The sequence below is a fragment of the Rhodococcus sp. Z13_19A genome (assembly GCF_058133575.1).
This window is the reverse complement of record NZ_JBYUNN010000001.1, coordinates 616,878-633,270: the sequence shown is the minus strand read 5'-3', so window position 1 is coordinate 633,270 and position 16,393 is coordinate 616,878. Positions and strand designations below refer to the sequence as shown.

The 16,393-nt window shown below is 70.7% G+C and carries 14 protein-coding genes; 5 read left to right on the top strand and 9 right to left on the bottom strand.

The annotated features are described in order from the left end of the window. Positions 1-13 precede the first annotated feature (13 nt). The 3 genes from AC3YNX_RS02930 to AC3YNX_RS02920 all read right to left on the bottom strand — a co-directional run bounded on the left by AC3YNX_RS02930 (position 14) and on the right by AC3YNX_RS02920 (position 2,864). Positions 14-715 (bottom strand): lysoplasmalogenase, encoded by a 702-nt coding sequence (locus tag AC3YNX_RS02930; RefSeq protein ID WP_489994543.1) that lies wholly within the window; start codon positions 713-715, stop codon positions 14-16. Then, positions 712-2,184, bottom strand: a complete 1,473-nt coding sequence (locus AC3YNX_RS02925) for a flavin-containing monooxygenase (protein WP_489994970.1) — start codon at positions 2,182-2,184, stop codon at positions 712-714. The genes AC3YNX_RS02930 and AC3YNX_RS02925 overlap by 4 nt, the downstream gene beginning before the upstream one ends. Before the next feature lie 89 nt (positions 2,185-2,273). Continuing rightward, on the bottom strand, positions 2,274-2,864 hold the full coding sequence (locus tag AC3YNX_RS02920) for a TetR/AcrR family transcriptional regulator (RefSeq protein WP_127784237.1): 591 nt from the start codon (positions 2,862-2,864) through the stop codon (positions 2,274-2,276). A 77-nt stretch (positions 2,865-2,941) separates the two neighbouring features. On the opposite strand from AC3YNX_RS02920, the gene AC3YNX_RS02915 reads away from it, so the two are divergent. Continuing rightward, entirely contained in the window at positions 2,942-4,084 is a 1,143-nt protein-coding gene (locus tag AC3YNX_RS02915; protein ID WP_489982063.1) for an acyl-CoA dehydrogenase family protein, read from the top strand. A gap of 88 nt (positions 4,085-4,172) precedes the next feature. Here the strand turns inward: AC3YNX_RS02915 and AC3YNX_RS02910 are convergent, their stop codons facing one another. The 3 genes from AC3YNX_RS02910 to AC3YNX_RS02900 form a co-directional block, all read right to left on the bottom strand. Beyond that, positions 4,173-4,559, bottom strand: coding sequence for a phage holin family protein (locus AC3YNX_RS02910; RefSeq protein ID WP_127784235.1), 387 nt, complete (start codon positions 4,557-4,559; stop codon positions 4,173-4,175). Between the two features lie 62 nt (positions 4,560-4,621). Beyond that, positions 4,622-5,887, bottom strand: a complete 1,266-nt coding sequence (locus AC3YNX_RS02905) for a pyridoxal phosphate-dependent aminotransferase (RefSeq protein ID WP_489994542.1) — start codon at positions 5,885-5,887, stop codon at positions 4,622-4,624. A 365-nt stretch (positions 5,888-6,252) separates the two neighbouring features. Next, entirely contained in the window at positions 6,253-8,736 is a 2,484-nt protein-coding gene (locus tag AC3YNX_RS02900; protein WP_489994541.1) for a heterodisulfide reductase-related iron-sulfur binding cluster, read from the bottom strand. Positions 8,737-8,997: 261 nt separating this feature from the next. On the opposite strand from AC3YNX_RS02900, the gene dnaK reads away from it, so the two are divergent. Genes dnaK through AC3YNX_RS02880 form a run of 4 tightly spaced genes read left to right on the top strand, consistent with a single transcriptional unit; the run spans position 8,998 to position 13,190 of the window. Beyond that, positions 8,998-10,851 carry a molecular chaperone DnaK gene (gene dnaK, locus AC3YNX_RS02895; RefSeq protein WP_127784233.1) on the top strand — a complete coding sequence of 618 codons (1,854 nt, stop codon included), beginning with the start codon at positions 8,998-9,000 and terminating at the stop codon, positions 10,849-10,851. Beyond that, entirely contained in the window at positions 10,848-11,552 is a 705-nt protein-coding gene (grpE, locus tag AC3YNX_RS02890) for a nucleotide exchange factor GrpE (protein WP_489982060.1), read from the top strand. Before dnaK ends, grpE begins: the two co-directional genes overlap by 4 nt. A 16-nt stretch (positions 11,553-11,568) precedes the next feature. Then, positions 11,569-12,753 (top strand): molecular chaperone DnaJ, encoded by a 1,185-nt coding sequence (gene dnaJ / locus AC3YNX_RS02885; protein ID WP_127784232.1) that lies wholly within the window; start codon positions 11,569-11,571, stop codon positions 12,751-12,753. Beyond that, entirely contained in the window at positions 12,753-13,190 is a 438-nt protein-coding gene (locus tag AC3YNX_RS02880; protein WP_127784231.1) for a heat shock protein transcriptional repressor HspR, read from the top strand. The genes dnaJ and AC3YNX_RS02880 overlap by 1 nt, the downstream gene beginning before the upstream one ends. A gap of 34 nt (positions 13,191-13,224) precedes the next feature. On the opposite strand, the gene AC3YNX_RS02875 is transcribed toward AC3YNX_RS02880, so the two are convergent. From AC3YNX_RS02875 to AC3YNX_RS02865, 3 genes are all read right to left on the bottom strand, one after another. Next, positions 13,225-14,607: a WS/DGAT/MGAT family O-acyltransferase gene (locus AC3YNX_RS02875; RefSeq protein WP_489994540.1), complete on the bottom strand. Its 1,383-nt coding sequence runs from the start codon at positions 14,605-14,607 to the stop codon at positions 13,225-13,227. 151 nt (positions 14,608-14,758) lie between these two features. After that, a complete protein-coding gene (locus tag AC3YNX_RS02870) occupies positions 14,759-15,541 on the bottom strand; it encodes an SDR family oxidoreductase (protein WP_489982059.1) in 783 nt (260 codons plus the stop codon). 11 nt (positions 15,542-15,552) lie between these two features. Further along, positions 15,553-16,272, bottom strand: coding sequence for an EthD domain-containing protein (locus AC3YNX_RS02865; RefSeq protein WP_489994539.1), 720 nt, complete (start codon positions 16,270-16,272; stop codon positions 15,553-15,555). Positions 16,273-16,393: the final 121 nt, after the last annotated feature.

Sequence of the window (16,393 nt, the reverse complement as noted above, 5' to 3'; positions counted from 1 at the left end):
TGTGAGCAACATCTCACTTTCTGCGCGCGAGCTCCAGCATTCCCTCCACCAGCAGCAGCTGGGCGAGCACGTACGAGGCGAGGACGACGCCCTCCGCGGCGCTGCGACCAGCGCCGTTGGCAATCACCGTGCGACGCACCGCGACCAGCGCGTCGGAGGCGGCGAACGTCAGTCCACCTGCGGCCAGCCAGGTACGGGGGTCGCTGCGGCGGGGCAGCGGCAGCCCCAGCAGTCGAGGCGCTGCGGGGGCCAGCGCCGGGTCGGCGGCCAGGGTGGACGTGGCGCTGAGGGTGAGGCCGTAGGCGCCCAGGGGTGCTGCCACCTCCGGGGCGCGCCGGGCCAGCAGCGCACCCAGGCCACCACTCGCGGCCAGTCGGGGCAGGGCCGTCGCCAGGTGCGAGCGCGCGCCGTGGCGGCGCAGCAGCCGCGAGTAGGCACCGTGCATGGCCGCGAACGCCGAGGCGCCCTGCACGATGCGAGCGTCGTCGTCGGGCTCGAGCATGTACACGTCGCCCACCGTCGCGGCAGCGAGGCCGGCGAGCAGCAGCGCGGTGTCGGTGCCGCTGAGGTCGGCGCGTGCCCGCAGCACCCGGACGGCCAGCGACGGCCCGATCAGCGGCTTGGCCGCCCGCTGCAGCGCGGGACGGTCGGTGAGCGCCCCTGCGACGGTCACGGCCGCCGCAGCGGCCAGCACCAGGTGCTCGGGGCGCCTCACGAGGCGGGGGTGACGTCGGCGGGCCGGTTGGCGGCTCGCTGGTTGGTGGCTTGCTGGTTGTTCGCGGCGACCAGCTGGTAGCGGCTGGGGTCGAACCGCTTGGTCAGCTGCCGGTAGCGCCAGGTGAACGTCGGCCACATGGCGGAGTTGCGCCCGCTGGCGTCGAGGTACCAGCTGGAGCAGCCGCCGGCGTTCCACACCGTGCCCTGCAGCTGGTCGTCGATCCGGGCGTTGTAGGCCTGCTGCTCGGTGGGCAGCACCTGCAGGGAGGACAGCTCGCGGCGGCGCATCACGGCCAGGGCGTCGCTGATGTAGGCCGCCTGGCTCTCCAGCATGTAGACGATGGAGCTGTGGCCCAGGTTGGTGTTGGGCCCGTACATCAGGAACAGGTTGGGAAAGCCCGCCACCGTGGTGCCCAGGTAGGCGTGCGGGCTGCCGGCCCAGTGCTCGGCGAGCGCCTGGCCGTCGGCCCCGCGCAGCAGGTGCGCCACCGGCGGCTCGGTGGGGGTGAACCCGGTGCCGAAGATGATGGTGTCGACGGCGTGCTCCACGCCGTCGTTGTCCACCACGCCACGCTCGGTGACGTGGTGGATGCCGCTGGCCACCAGGGTGAGGTCCGGTCGGGCCAGGGTGGGGATCCAGGTGTTGGTGAGCAGCACCCGCTTGCAGCCCAGGGTGAAGCTCGGAGTCAGGGCCTTGCGCTTGCCCTCGTCGGTGACGTGCTTGCGCAGGTAGCGCCGCGGCCACACGCTGATGATCGGCAGCAGCCGGGTCAGGTGGGCCAGCACCAGCACCAGCAGCTCCAGGATGGCGTACACCCCGCCGCGCACCAGCTTCTGCACCAGCGGGACGCGACGGTAGAGCGCGCGGGTACGGGCCGAGGGCGACCCGTCGGGCCGTGGGCAGGCCCAGGCGGCGGTGCGCTGGAAGACGGTGAGGTGCTCGGTGTCGTCGATGATCTCCGGCACGAACTGCACCGCGGAGGCACCGGTGCCCACCACGGCGACCCGCTCGCCGCGCAGGTCGTGGTCGTGGTTCCAGGTGGCGGAGTGGAAGGTGGTGCCGGTGAAGTCGGCCAGGCCGGGCAGCGCGGGCAGCTTGGGCTGGGAGAGCGTGCCGGTGGCGGCGATCAGCACCGTCGCCGTCAGCTCGCCCAGGCTGGTGCGCACTCGCCACAGCTGGGCGTCGTCGTCCCAGGTGGCGCCGAGCAGCTCGCAGCCGGTGACCAGGTTGCGGCGCACGCCGGCACTGGTGGCGACGTTGCGCAGGTAGTCGAAGATCTCCGGCTGGCGCGAGTACGAGTGCTTCCAGTCCGGGTTGGGCGCGAAGGAGAAGGAGTACAGGACGCTGGGCACGTCGCAGGCCGCGCCGGGGTAGGTGTTGTCCCGCCAGGTGCCACCTACCTCGTCGGCGCGCTCGATCACCAGCACGTCGGCGTTGCGGTCGGCACGCAGCAGCTTGGCGGCCATGCCGATGCCGGCGAAGCCCGCACCCACCACGAGGGTGTGGACGTGGCCGGGCAGCGTGCGCGGGCGGGTGGGGGCGTTCTCGGTGGTGGTCACTGCTGCTCCAGCATCTCTCGCCAGGCGGCGAGCAGCCGCTGGCGACGTCGTTGCGCGGTGGCGGGGGAGTTGAACAGGACGGACATGCCCAGGCCGCGGACCAGCTCGATGGTGAGCTCGATCGTGGCGGCGTCGGCGGGGACCTCGAGCAGCTCGGCGCCCAGGGCGGTCAGCGCCTCGGCCACCTCCCGCTCCAGGGGCAGCAGCGCCGCGCGGAGCGCCGGGTCGGTGCGCGCGGCAACCCAGAGCTCGAGCGCGGCGAGGAACAACGGGCCGTCGAAGGCATCGGCCAGCAGCTCCAGCGCCCGGCCGCGGTCGTGGTGCCCGCCCAGCTCCGCGCGGATCTCGGCCTCCCGCTTGCGGGCGAGGTGCTCGACCGCGGCGACCACCAGGGACTCCTTGGTGGGGAAGTGGTGCAGCTGCGCGCCCCGGGACAGCCCGGCGCGCGCGGCGATGCCCGGGGTGGTGGTGCGGGCGTAGCCCAGCTCCACCAGCGACTCCAGGGTGGCGTCGAGGAGCTTGGCGCGGGTGGTCGCCGTGCGCTCGCTCTGCGTGCGCGACGACTTCGGTTGCTGTTCAACAGGCACGTCTCTACCCTAAGGTGAACTCAACAAACAGTCCAACCTGCATTTAAGTCTGAGCACCCCGCCCCTGGAGGCATCCTGTGGATCGCACCATCTTCGAGCCGGAGCACGACCTCTTCCGCGAGTCGTACCAGTCCTTCCTCGCCCAGCACGTCGCGCCGTTCCACGACCAGTGGGAGGACGACGCGATCGTCGACCGCGAGCTGTGGAAGGAGGCCGGCAAGCAGGGCTTCCTCGGCATGGCGGTGGAGGAGTCCTTCGGTGGCGGTGGCGTCAAGGACTTCCGCTACAACGCGGTTGTGGCCGAGGAGCAGGCCCGCAGCGGGTTCAGCGGCCTGGGCTTTCCGCTGCACAACGACGTGGTGCAGCCCTACCTCACCGAGCTGGCCACCGAGGAGCAGAAGCAGCGCTGGCTGCCCGGGTTCTGCAGCGGCGAGCTGATCACCGCCATCGCGATGACCGAGCCGGGCACCGGCAGCGACCTGCAGGGCATCCGCACCAGCGCCAAGCGCGAGGGCACCGACTGGATCCTCAACGGGTCCAAGACCTTCATCACCAACGGCATCAACGCCGACCTGGTGATCGTGGTGGCGCGCACCAACCCCGAGGCCGGCGCCCAGGGCTTCAGCCTGCTGGTGGTGGAGCGGGACATGCCCGGGTTCAGCCGCGGCCGCAACCTCGACAAGATCGGCATGAAGGCGCAGGACACCGCCGAGCTGCACTTTGACAACGTGCGGGTGCCGGCGGAGAACCTGCTGGGCACCGAGGGCCTGGGCTTCGTCCACCTGATGACCAACCTGCCCCAGGAGCGGCTGTCCATCGCCGTGGTGGCGGCGGCGGCCATGGAGGGCGTGCTGGAGATGACGCTGCAGTACTGCAAGGACCGCAAGGCGTTCGGCAAGCCCATCGGCTCGTTCCAGAACAGCCGCTTCACCCTGGCCGAGCTGGCCACCGAGACCGCGGTCACCCGCAACTTCGTGGACCGCTGCATCATGGAGCTCAACGCGGGCAAGCTGACCGTGGCCGACGCCGCGATGGCCAAGTGGTGGAGCACCGAGAAGCAGGTCGGCCTGATCGACCGCTGCCTGCAGCTGCACGGCGGCTACGGCTACATGCGGGAGTACCCGGTGGCAAAGGCGTACATGGACTCCCGCGTGCAGACGATCTACGGCGGCACCACGGAGATCATGAAGGAGATCATCGGGCGCAGCATGGGCGTCTGACCCTCCCGCACCACGACGGCGCCGCAGCCGCACGGATCTCCGTGCCGGCCGCGGCGCCGTCGTCGTGTGGCGGGGCCTCGGGTGCGCGCTAGCGGCGGGAGTGCTCGGGCACCAGCGCGCCCAGCAGCCAGTTGACCAGCGAGACGATGAGGGCGCCCCAGAACGCGGCACCGAAGCCGGAGATGGTCAGGCCGTAGTCGGTGGCCTGGGAGATCCACGCGGTCAGCCACAGCATCAGGGCGTTGATCACCAGGGTGAACAGGCCCAGGGTGACGATCAGCAGCGGCAGCGACAGCAGCTTGACCACCGGGCGGATGGCCGCGTTGACCACGGTGAACACCAGCGCGATGAACAGCACCACCACGACGTCCCAGCCCTGGCCGCGGCCGGAGGAGGCGATCTCGATGCCGGACACCCACTCGGCGGCCAGCCAGATGGCGACGGCGTTGATGACGAGACGAACCAGGAATCTCATCCCGGCATGTTGGCACACACCGACGGCAGCGCGGGCCTGCTGCCGGGAGACGCCACCCGGACCTACTGCGTGTACGACGCCAGGAAGTTGCCCAGCCGCTGGATCGCCTTGGACAGGTCTCGCGCCCACGGCAGGGTGACCACGCGCAGGTGGTCCGGCGCCGGCCAGTTGAAGCCGGTGCCCTGCACCACCAGGATCTTCTCGGCCAGCAGCAGGTCGAGCACCAGCTTCTGGTCGTCGTAGATCTCGTGCACCTGCGGGTCCAGCCGGGGGAAGGCGTACAGCGCACCGCGCGGCTTGACGCAGGAGACGCCGGGGATCTTGTTGAGCTCCTCCCACGCGGTGTCCCGCTGCTCCAGCAGCCGGCCGCCGGGCAGGATCAGGTCGTTGATGCTCTGGTACCCGCCGAGCGCAGCCTGGATGGCGTTCTGCGACGGCACGTTGGGGCACAGCCGCATCGAGGCCATCAGCGTGAGGCCCTCGAGGTAGCTGGCCGCGTGCGCCTTGGGCCCGGTCACCGCCATCCAGCCGGCGCGGTAGCCGGCCACCCGGTAGGCCTTGGACAGGCCGTTGAAGGTCAGGCAGAACACGTCCGGCGCCAGCGAGGCCAGCGGGACGTGCACGGCGTCGTCGTAGAGGATCTTGTCGTAGATCTCGTCGGCCATCAGCACCAGCCGGTGCTTGCGGGCCAGCTCCACCAGGCCGGTCAGCACCTGCCGGGTGTAGACCGCCCCGGTCGGGTTGTTCGGGTTGATCACCACCAACGCCTTGGTCTGCGGGGTGATCTTCGCCTCGAGGTCGGCGAGGTTGGGGTTCCAGCCGTCGGCCTCGTCGCAGAGGTAGTGCACCGGGGTGCCGCCGGCGAGGTTCACCGAGGCCGTCCACAGCGGGTAGTCCGGCGCGGGCACCAGCACCTCGTCGCCGTCGTCGAGCATGGCCATCAGCGACATGGTGATCAGCTCGGACACGCCGTTGCCCAGGTAGACGTTGTCCACGTCGAGCTCGGGGAAGCCCGTCTGCTGCTGGTAGTGCTGCACCACCGCGCGGCGGGCGGAGAGCACACCCTTGGAGTCGGAGTAGCCCTGCGCGGTGGGCAGGCCGGCGATGACGTCCTGCAGGATCTCGTCCGGCGCGTCGAAGCCGAACGGCGCCGGGTTGCCGATGTTGAGCTTGAGGATCCGGTGTCCCTCGGACTCCAGCCGCGCCGCGTGCGCCTGAACCGGTCCCCGGATGTCGTACAGCACGTTCTCCAGCTTGCGGGACTGGTTCAGCGCGCGGTGGCTGTGCGTCAGCAGAGTGCTGGGGGACTGGTCCACGTGGTTGCTCACCCCTACATAGTTGCACTCGGGTCCAGGCAATATTTTTCGGACATTTCCTGGGGCCGTTCCCGACCCTCTCCGGGGTGCCGGCCACTGACCGTGCCCGTGTCGACACTGCAGGTCAAGCGGCTGCTGCCCCCCGGTGCGGCACGCCGAAGTGATCGGCGTCTCAGATCGAAATTGCTTGTGTGCACGTGATTTTCGGGATGCGAACCGCTCGCCGTCGTCGCACACTGGGACGCGAGCATCTCCACGAGAGCAGGACGGAGCCACCGGTCCAGCAGCGTGGCCGGAAGCAGTACGGGTGTGGCTTCGACCGTCAGGTCGTAGCCACACCCGTACTCGTGTGTCAGGCGCCTCGCGGCGCCGCCGGCTCAGCTCGCGTCGCCGTCCTTGCGGGCGGTCGCGGCGTCGTCGGGCTCCGACGTGGTGCCGGTCCCGTTGGCCGAGCCACTCTCCTGCTCCGCACCGGCGCCGCTTCCGTTGGGCGAGGACTCGGTGCCCTCGGTGCCCTTGGTGCTCGGGTCGTCCGAGCCGTCGGCGGGCTGGGTGGCGGACTGCGCGGCGCCAGGGGCGTTGTCCTCGTCCGGCAGCGGGGTGCCGGTGGGCACCTCGTCGGTCGGCACGTCAGCAGGCTCCTCGGTGGCCAGGTCGCCAGCGCCCGGCTTGCGGTCGGCGGTGACGGACTCCAGCAGCAGCTGGGCCACGTCGACCACCTGCACCGACTCCGGCGCCACCTTGGTGTCCTGGCGCGCGGTCAGGCCGTCGGTCAGCATGACGCGGCAGAACGGGCAGCCGGTCGCGATCTTCGTCGGAGCGGTGGACAGCGCCTCGTCCACGCGCTCGAGGTTGATGCGCTTGCCGATGCGCTCCTCCATCCACATCCGGGCGCCACCGGCACCACAGCAGAGCGAGCGCTCGGCGTGGCGCGGCATCTCCCGCAGGGTGGCACCGGAGGCCCCGACCAGCTCGCGGGGAGCGTCGTAGACCTTGTTGTGCCGACCCAGGTAGCACGGGTCGTGGTAGGTGACGTCCTCGCCGACGCTGGCCACCGGCACCAGCTTCTTCTCCCGCACCAGGCGGTTCAGCAGCTGCGTGTGGTGCACCACGTCGTAGTCACCACCCACCTGCGGGTACTCGTTGCCCAGGGCGTTGAAGCAGTGCGCACAGGTGACGACGATCTTGCGCTTGCCCTTCTCCACACCCTCGAAGACGGAGTTGAGCACCTCGACGTTCTGCTGGGCGAGCATCTGGAAGAGGAACTCGTTGCCGGAGCGGCGCGCGGGGTCGCCGCTGCAGGTCTCCTCCGTGCCCAGCACCGTGTACTTCACGCCGGCGATGTGCAGCAGCTCGGCCACCGCGCGGGTGGTCTTCTTGGCGCGGTCCTCGAAGGCACCGGCGCAGCCGACCCAGAACAGGTACTCGGCGTCGCCGAGCTCACCCTCGAAGACGGGCACGTCGAAGCTGAGGCCCTCGGCCCACGCGAGGCGGTCCTTGGCGTTCTGGCCCCACGGGTTGCCCTTGTTCTCCAGGTTCTTGAACAGCCCACCGAGCTCGGTGGGGAACTCCGACTCGATCAGCACCTGGTAGCGACGCATGTCGACGATGTGGTCGACGTGCTCGATGTCCACCGGGCACTGCTCCACGCAGGCGCCACAGGTGGTGCAGCTCCACAGCACCTCGGGGTCGATGACGCCGCCGTCGACCGCCTCGGCGATCAGCGAGCGGGCCGCCTCGTCCCGGGCGGCCTGCGGGACCGCGTCGAGCTTCGCCTGGTCGACGTTGCCCTCGCCGTCCACCAGGCCCACCTCGTCGCCGGCCATGTCGGTGGAGCCACCGGCCAGCAGGTAGGGCGCCTTGGCGTAGGCGTGGTTGCGCAGGGAGGTGATGACCAGCTTCGGGGAGAGGGGCTTGCCGGTGTTCCAGGCCGGGCACTGCTCCTGGCAGCGGCCGCACTCGGTGCAGGTGGTGAAGTCCAGCCACCCCTTCCACTTGAAGTCCTCGATCTTGCCGGCACCGAAGACGTCCTTGTCCGGGTCGGCCTCCTCGAAGTCCAGGGCCTTGCCCTGCGACATCATCGGCAGCAGCGCGCCGAGCGCGGCACCACCGTCGTCCTGGCGCTTGAAGTAGATGTTGAAGAAGGCGCTGAAGCGGTGCCACGCCACACCCATGGTGAGCGAGCGGCCGACGACGAGCAGCCAGATCATGCCGGAGAGCAGCTTGACCAGGGCCACGACGGAGACCGCGGTGGCGCTGTCCGGCAGCGCGTGCCCGATCGGGTTGGTGAGGAAGTTGGCCCAGTTCGGCGCGTGCTCGATGTCGCTGGCGACCTTGAACGCCTTGACGGCCAGGATCCCCAGGCCCTCGATGATGACCACGGCCTCGACGAAGTAGGCCTGCTTGAAGTTGGAGCCGCCGAAGCGGGACAGCCGGTCAGCGCGTCGCGGGTGGTTGATCTGCCGGATGATCACCAGCGCCAGGCCACCGAGCACCGTGCCCACACCGAGGATCTCGGTGAGCAGCAGGTACGGGGCCCAGTTGCCGATCAGCGGCCAGTGGAAGTGCGGGTCGAAGGTCTCGCCGTACGCCTCGAACCACGCGAGGCTGCCGATGAGGAATCCCCACATGACGAACCAGTGCGCAGGTCCCACGTTGCGCTTCTTGTTCATCTTGGTGTGGGCGACGACCTCCTTCGCCATCTGCGTGAGGCGGGCCGCGAGCGGACCGTTGCGGGTGGCGTCGGGCTGGCCCAGTCGGATGATCTTGATCATCTTGACCACGCCCTGGATGAAGATGTACCAGCACACAAGGCTGATGAGGACACCAACGGTGCCCATGGTGATCGTCAACGCGTTCATTGACCTGCAACCTTCCGTCGCGACAGTGCTCGGGTGACCCTACTTTGCGGTAGCCGCCTCCTTGCATACGGAGCGGGAACAGTCGTCACAGGTGGTGCGTTGAAGGATCCGCAGCGCCTTGAGCGGACCCGACTCAGGTTGGATTTGACCGAAGTGTCAGTGCTCAGGCAAACTTGAGCCGATCACGCTTAAGGTTGCCGTTCGCCGCGCGAGCGGGGACGCAATCGGTAACCCAGGACAGAACTAGTAGGAGGAACCACCATGGCTCGTGCGGTCGGGATCGACCTCGGTACCACCAACTCAGTCGTATCGGTGCTGGAGGGTGGCGAGCCCACCGTCATCGCCAACTCTGAGGGCTCGCGCACCACGCCGTCGGTCGTCGCGTTCGCGCGCAACGGCGAGGTGCTCGTGGGACAGCCGGCCAAGAACCAGGCTGTCACCAACGTGGACCGCACCATCCGATCCGTCAAGCGCCACGTCGGCACCGACTGGAAGGTGGGCATCGACGGCAAGGACTACACCTCGCAGGAGATCAGCGCCCGCACGCTGATGAAGCTCAAGCGCGACGCCGAGGCCTACCTGGGCGAGGAGGTCACCGACGCGGTGATCACCGTCCCGGCCTACTTCGAGGACTCCCAGCGCCAGGCCACCAAGGAGGCCGGCCAGATCGCGGGCCTCAACGTCCTGCGCATCGTCAACGAGCCCACCGCGGCTGCCCTGGCCTACGGCCTGGACAAGGGCGAGAAGGAGCAGACCATCCTGGTCTTCGACCTCGGTGGCGGTACCTTCGACGTGTCCCTGCTGGAGATCGGTGACGGCGTCGTCGAGGTGCGGGCGACCTCCGGTGACAACCACCTCGGTGGTGACGACTGGGACCAGCGGATCGTCGACTGGCTGGCCGACAAGTTCAAGTCCTCGCAGGGCATCGACCTGACCAAGGACAAGATGGCCATGCAGCGCCTGCGCGAGGCCGCGGAGAAGGCCAAGATCGAGCTGTCCTCCGGGCAGAGCACCTCGATCAACCTGCCCTACATCACCGTGGACGCGGACAAGAACCCGCTGTTCCTCGACGAGCAGCTCTCCCGGGCCGAGTTCCAGAAGATCACCTCCGACCTGCTCGAGCGCTGCCGCGCGCCGTTCAAGGCCGTGGTCAAGGACGCCGGCATCTCCGTGGGCGCCATCGACCACGTCGTGATGGTCGGTGGATCCACCCGCATGCCCGCCGTGACCGACCTGGTCAAGGAGCTCACCGGTGGCCGCGAGCCCAACAAGGGCGTGAACCCCGACGAGGTCGTCGCCGTGGGCGCCGCCCTGCAGGCCGGTGTGCTGCGCGGTGAGGTCAAGGACGTCCTGCTGCTCGACGTGACCCCGCTGTCGCTGGGCATCGAGACCAAGGGCGGCGTGATGACCAAGCTCATCGAGCGCAACACCACCATCCCGACCAAGCGGTCGGAGACCTTCACCACGGCCGACGACAACCAGCCGAGCGTGCAGATCCAGGTGTACCAGGGTGAGCGCGAGATCGCGGCGTACAACAAGAAGCTCGGCATGTTCGAGCTCACCGGCCTCCCGCCGGCGCCCCGCGGCGTCCCGCAGATCGAGGTCACCTTCGACATCGACGCCAACGGCATCGTCCACGTCAGTGCCAAGGACCTGGGCACCGGCAAGGAGCAGTCGATGGTCATCACCGGTGGCTCGGCCCTGAGCAAGGACGAGATCGACCAGATGATGAAGGACGCCGAGGCGCACGCCGAGGAGGACAAGAAGCGTCGCGACGAGGCCGAGGTCCGCAACCAGGCCGAGTCCCTCGTGCACCAGACGGAGAAGTTCGTCAAGGACAACGAGGAGAAGGTCCCGGCCGAGGTCAAGACCAAGGTCGAGTCCGCCATCGCCGAGGTCAAGGACGCCCTCGGTGGCACCGACACCGAGGCCATCAAGTCCGCGGTGGAGAAGCTGGGCACGGAGTCGCAGGCGCTGGGTGAGGCCATCTACGCCTCCGCCAACGCCGAGGCCGCCGACGGCCAGCCCACCGGCGGTGCCGACGGCGCCGACGACGTGGTCGACGCCGAGGTCGTGGACGAGCCCGACGACGCCAAGGAGGGTGACTCGAAGTGAGCCCCCGCGAGGAGGAGCACCGCGAGGAGCCCGTGCGGGTGACCGACCGGCGGCGGATCGACCCGGAGACGGGTCAGGTCCGCCCGCCGGGCGGCCCGGTGGACGAGGCCGACCTCGACGAGGTGGCCGTGGAGTACCACGACGCGGAGCCGGCCAGTGCCGAGGACGCCGTCGGCAGCGGTGTCGAGGAGGGGGCCGCCGACGAGGGCATGGACCCGCTCCAGACCGAGCTGCTCGAGCGCACGGCCGACCTGCAGCGCGTCTCGGCGGAGTACGCCAACTACCGCCGCCGGGTGGAGCGCGACCGGCAGCAGGTCATCGACACCGCCAAGGCGTCGGTGGTCTCCTCGCTGCTCGGCGTGCTCGACGACCTGGCCCGCGCCCGCAGCCACGGTGACCTGCAGGGCCCGCTCAAGGCCGTGTCGGACAAGCTCACCGACGCGCTGGTCGGCCAGGGCCTGGCGGCCTTCGGCGCGGAGGGCGACCCGTTCGACCCCGCGCTGCACGAGGCGGTCTCGCACGAGGGCTCCGGTGGCGAACCGGTGCTCAGCGCCGTGATGCGCCAGGGCTACCGGTTCGGCGACCGGGTGCTGCGCCCGGCGATGGTGGCGGTGTCCGAGGACCCCGTGCCGGACGCCGGCTCCGCCCCGGCCGAGGACGCTGCGGCGACCTCGGCGGTCCAGGACAAACCAGCAGAATGAGGGGAGGAGACGCCCAGTGAGTGCGCGGGACTGGATGGACAAGGACTTCTACGGCGAGCTGGGCGTCTCCTCCGACGCCTCCTCCGAGGAGATCAAGAAGGCCTACCGCAAGCTCGCTCGCGAGCTGCACCCGGACGCCAACCCCGGGGACGCCAAGGCGGAGGCGCGCTTCAAGGCGGTGTCGGAGGCGCACGGTGTGCTCTCCGACCCCGCCAAGCGCAAGGAGTACGACGAGGCCCGCAGCCTCTTCGCCGCCGGCGGGGGTCGCGGGTTCGGTGGTGGGCGCCCCGGTGCGGGGATGCCCAACGACTTCGACCTGAACGACCTGTTCGGCCAGGCCCGCAACGGCGGGTTCCAGGCCGACCCGGGCAGCTTCAACGACCTGTTCGGCGGGCTGTTCGGCAAGTCCGGCGGGCAGCAGGCGAGCCGTCCCCAGCGCGGGGGCGACGTGGAGACCGAGGTGCGCCTGGACTTCGCCGACGCCACCAAGGGTGCGGTGGTCCCGCTGCGGCTCACCAGCCCGGCGGCGTGCACCACCTGCCACGGCAGCGGCGCCAAGCCGGGCACCCACCCGCGCAGCTGTCCCACCTGCGGCGGAGCCGGCGTGGTCAGCCGCAACCAGGGGGCGTTCGGCTTCAGCGAGCCCTGCCGGGACTGCCGCGGCACCGGCTCGCTGGTGGACGACCCGTGCCCGGAGTGCCGGGGAACCGGCACCACCACGCGCACCCGCACCATCACTGTGCGAATCCCCGCCGGGGTGGACGACGGGCAGCGCATCCGGCTGGCCGGGCAGGGCGAGGCCGGCCTGCGCGGCGCCCCGGCCGGCGACCTGTTCGTCACCGTGCACGTCACCCCCGACCCGGTGTTCCGCCGGGACGGCAACAACCTCACCATCACCGTGCCGGTGAGCTTTGGCGAGCTGGCGCTGGGCACCACGCTGTCGGTGCCCACGCTGGACGGCCGGGTGAAGATGAAGGTCCCCGCCGGCTCGGCCAACGGCCGGGTGCTGCGCCTGCGCGGCCGCGGGGTGAGCAAGCGCGACGGCCAGGCCGGTGACCTGCTGGTCACCCTGGAGGCGGCGGTGCCCCCGACGCTGAGCCCCGAGGCCCAGCAGGCGCTGCAGGCCTACGTCGAGGCCGAGCGCGCCAGCGGGTTCGACCCGCGAGCACGCTGGGCGGGCGCGATGGCGGGCGATCGCTGATGGCCGGGCCCGGACCCACCCCGGGGCCCTCGCCGTCCATGGACCCCGACGCCCGGGTCTTCGTGATCAGCGTGGCTGCCGAGCTGGCGGGCATGCACGCCCAGACCCTGCGCACCTACGACCGGCTCGGCCTGGTCACCCCGCACCGCAGCCCCGGCGGCGGGCGGCGCTACTCCCCACGGGACGTGGCGCTGCTGCGCGAGGTGCAGCGGCTGTCCCAGGACGACGGGGTGAACCTCGCCGGCATCAAGCGCATCATCGAGCTGACCGAGCAGGTGACGGCGCTGCAGGACCAGGTGGAGGAGCTCACTGACGAGCTCGAGCGCACCCGCGCCTCCGCCGAGCAGGCCACCGCTGGCGTGCACGCCAGCTACCGGCGCGACCTGGTGCCGGTGCGCCGCTCCACCGCCGTGGTGGTCTGGAAGCCGCGCCGGTAGCTGCGCCGGCTCCCGTGCCGGTGCGGGCGACCGGTCAGGCCGTGGCTTTCTCCAGCTCGGCCAGCGAGTCCTCCAGGTGCACCAGGAGACGTTGCAGCCGCGGCACGTTGCGCCGGCAGCCGGTGAGCCCGAACTGCATGGTGTCGGCGTAGCTGGCCACCGTGATGTTCAGCGCCTGGCCGTCCACGGGGATGGAGGCGGGGAAGAAGTTCTCCAGCCGCGCCCCGTTCCAGAAGCGCTCCGTGTCCGGCCCCGGCACGTTGGAGATGATGATGTTGAACGGCGGCCCGGTGAGGCGATCGGCGCCCCCGAGCGGGCCCAGCGCCAGGCCACCGATGTTCAGCGCGCTCACCGCCAGGCTCTGCAGCGGGCTCAGCCCGGCCAGCACGTTCTTGGAGTACCGCATCGACTGGTGCACGCGGTGCAGGCGCTGCCCGGCATCGGTCAGCTCGGTGCCCAGGTTGCACAGCACCGCCCCCACCGCGTTGCCCTCGCCGTCGCCCTCCTTGCGCAACGACACCGGCACCATCGCGACCAGCGGCTCGTCGGGCAGGGCGCCCAGCTCCAGCAGGTAGCGACGCAGCGCCCCGGCGGACATGGCCAGCACCGTGTCGTTGACCGTCACTCCCGCGGCGTCGCTGACCGCGCGCAGCCGCTCCATCGGCCAGGCCTGCGCGGCGAAGCGTCGGGCGCCGGTGATGGGGACGTTGAAGATCGTGCGCGGCGCCTGGAAGGGCAGGGCCGCGGTGTTGTCGTTGAACGCCTGCAGCGCGCTGCCGATGGTGGCGGGGGCGATCCCGGCCACGTCCAGCGCCGCGCGGGCGACGCCGCCGAGCGCGGCGGACAGCGGGCTCGACCCGCCGCTGCTGGGCTTGTCCGCACGCTCTGCCTGCTTGCGGTCCTCCGGCTCCACCCACGGCGAGACGAACGGCATGGTGGCGTCCTCGCTCAGCGCGCGGTACCACGCCCGGGTGGCCGCGACCCCGTCGATCAGCGCGTGGTGGGTCTTGAAGTACACCGCCACGCGGCCGTCGTTGAGGCCCTCGATCACGTGCAGCTCCCACAGCGGGCGGTGCCGGTCCAGCAGGGTGCCGTGCAGCCGCGAGACCAGCTCCAGCAGCTCGCGGACCCGGCCCGGGCTGGGCAGCGCGGACAGCCGGAGGTGGTAGTCCGCGTCGACCGTGGCGTCGTGCGTCCACCGCAGCGGGGCGAAGCTGGTGAGCAGGTGCTGCGGCTTGCGCAGGAAGAGCTGGCGCATGTTGTCGGTGTCGGAGAGGTCCTCGTACATCGAGCGGGCCAGCCCGGCTCCGTCGCTGCCCTCCGGCGGGGTGAACAGCGAGAGCCCACCCACGTGCATCGGGTGTTCCCTGCTCTCCATGAGCAGGAACATCGAGTCGACCGGCGACATGAACGCCATGCCAGAGCCCCCTACCGCATCATCTTCGTGGAGTTCGTCCGACCAGCGGTGACGCCGGCTCGGCGGCGACGGCCAAGACGGGGACAGCGCTGTCAGCGAAACGCTTCCTGCACAGTAGGGCGCGTCTGCTGCTGCGGCCACCCGTTGGTGCTCAGCGGTTGAGCCAGCCGATCACCTGGCGGTTGAGCCAGTACGGGGTCATCCGGGTGAGCGGGGCCGCCAGCCTGGTCTGCGCACCCACCATCACGTGCGGCGAGCGCACCCGGCGGCGGCCGGACAGCACGCGGTGCACCTGGCGGGCCACGTCCTCCGGGCCCAGCCGGACGCCGAGCCTGCGGGTGGTGCCCAGGTCCTTGATCTCGTCCACCATGGCGGTCCGGACGAACAGCGGCCACAGCGAGGTGACGGTGATCCCGGTGCCGCGCCACTCGATGTCCAGGGCCTCGGTGAGGCTCTTGACCGCCGACTTCGTGGCGCCGTACACCGCGAGGCCGGGCTGGCCGTACATCGCCGACGCCGAGGCCAGGTTGAGCAGGTGCGCCTGGGGGGAGCGCAGCAGGTACGGGTAGGCCAGCCGGGCGCCGCGGATCACCCCGCCCACGTTGACCTGCACCAGGCGCAGGTGGGTGTCCACGTCCTGCTCCACGAACGTGCCTGCGGAGATGACCCCGGCGTTGTTCACCAGGGCGTCGAGCACGCCCCCGGTGCCAGCGGTCAGCTCGGTCAGCGCCTGCTCCCAGTCGGCGGTGCTGGTGACGTCCAGGCGCCCGCAGTGGATGGGCACCGCCGCGCCGGCGGCCTCCGGAGCCTCGGCCAGGTCGGGGACCGTGAGGTCGAACGCGCCCACCCGCCAGCCCTGCTGGGCCAGCAGCAGCGCGGTGGCGCGGCCGATGCCCGACTGGGCGCCGGTGACGAGGACGGTGCGTGGGGCCACGGTTGCTGCTCCTAGCTGAGGGTGGGGCACGGGGTGGGGGAGGTCAGCACGTAGCGGCTGGTGGGCACCACGTCGATGCCCTGGGCGGCGCCGAAGGTGTCGACGCTGGCCGCCATGGCCTGCAGCCGGCGAGCGAGCTCGGCGTCGTCGCCGCCCGAGCCGTAGAAGGCGTGCACGTCCTGCAGCGCCTCGGGGCGGAAGACCTCCTCCACGATGCCGTCCACCACCGGGGCGTCGGGAGTGAGCGCGCGCACCACCACGTTCTGCACGTAGCCGTGGGTCTCCTGGGTCTCGATGGCCACCGTGGTGTGGTGGTTCTGCCAGCGGTCCAGCCAGGTCGCCGGGTCCAGCTCGGCCGGGCGGCGCAGGAAGGCGACGTTGGTGAAGCCGTAGCCGCGCGCACCCGGCTCCCACTGCGGAGCCATCGGCACCGACTCGGTGACCAGGTAGCCGGCGATGCGTCCGCTGATCTCGGCCAGCAGCTGCTCCAGGGCGGGCCGGACCGGGCCGGCCACGGTGTCCACCCACACGCTGACCACGGCGCTGATGGGAACATCGAAGGTGGTGATCCGCAGCATCGCCGTGGCCACCGCGTCGTCGGAGACGTTCACCTGCACGCCCCGGGCGCCGGCGGCGGTGAGCTGCTCGGCCACCTCGCCGCGCAGCCGCTCCGCCCAGCCTGCTGAGGGCTCGTCCGGGCGGGGCCACAGCGCGTACACCAGCTTCTCCATGGGCGCGGATGCTACGGAGCCGGCGGGCGGGGCGGAACCGCGAAGTTCCGACCACCGGAATCGCAACGGCCCCAGGGCAACGCCTAGACTTGAGCGGAACAGGCTAAGGTTTGTTGACGTT

Bases quoted from the DNA above. Each gene is read 5' to 3' on its own strand.
- AC3YNX_RS02925 (WP_489994970.1), bottom strand. From the start codon at position 2,184: ATGGCCGCCAAGCTGCTGCGTGCCGACCGCAACGCCGACGTGCTGGTG.
- AC3YNX_RS02910 (WP_127784235.1), bottom strand. From the start codon at position 4,559: ATGAGATTCCTGGTTCGTCTCGTCATCAACGCCGTCGCCATCTGGCTG.
- AC3YNX_RS02900 (WP_489994541.1), bottom strand. From the start codon at position 8,736: ATGAACGCGTTGACGATCACCATGGGCACCGTTGGTGTCCTCATCAGC.
- dnaK (WP_127784233.1), top strand. From the start codon at position 8,998: ATGGCTCGTGCGGTCGGGATCGACCTCGGTACCACCAACTCAGTCGTA.
- AC3YNX_RS02880 (WP_127784231.1), top strand. From the start codon at position 12,753: ATGGCCGGGCCCGGACCCACCCCGGGGCCCTCGCCGTCCATGGACCCC.
- AC3YNX_RS02875 (WP_489994540.1), bottom strand. From the start codon at position 14,607: ATGGCGTTCATGTCGCCGGTCGACTCGATGTTCCTGCTCATGGAGAGC.
- AC3YNX_RS02865 (WP_489994539.1), bottom strand. From the start codon at position 16,272: ATGGAGAAGCTGGTGTACGCGCTGTGGCCCCGCCCGGACGAGCCCTCA.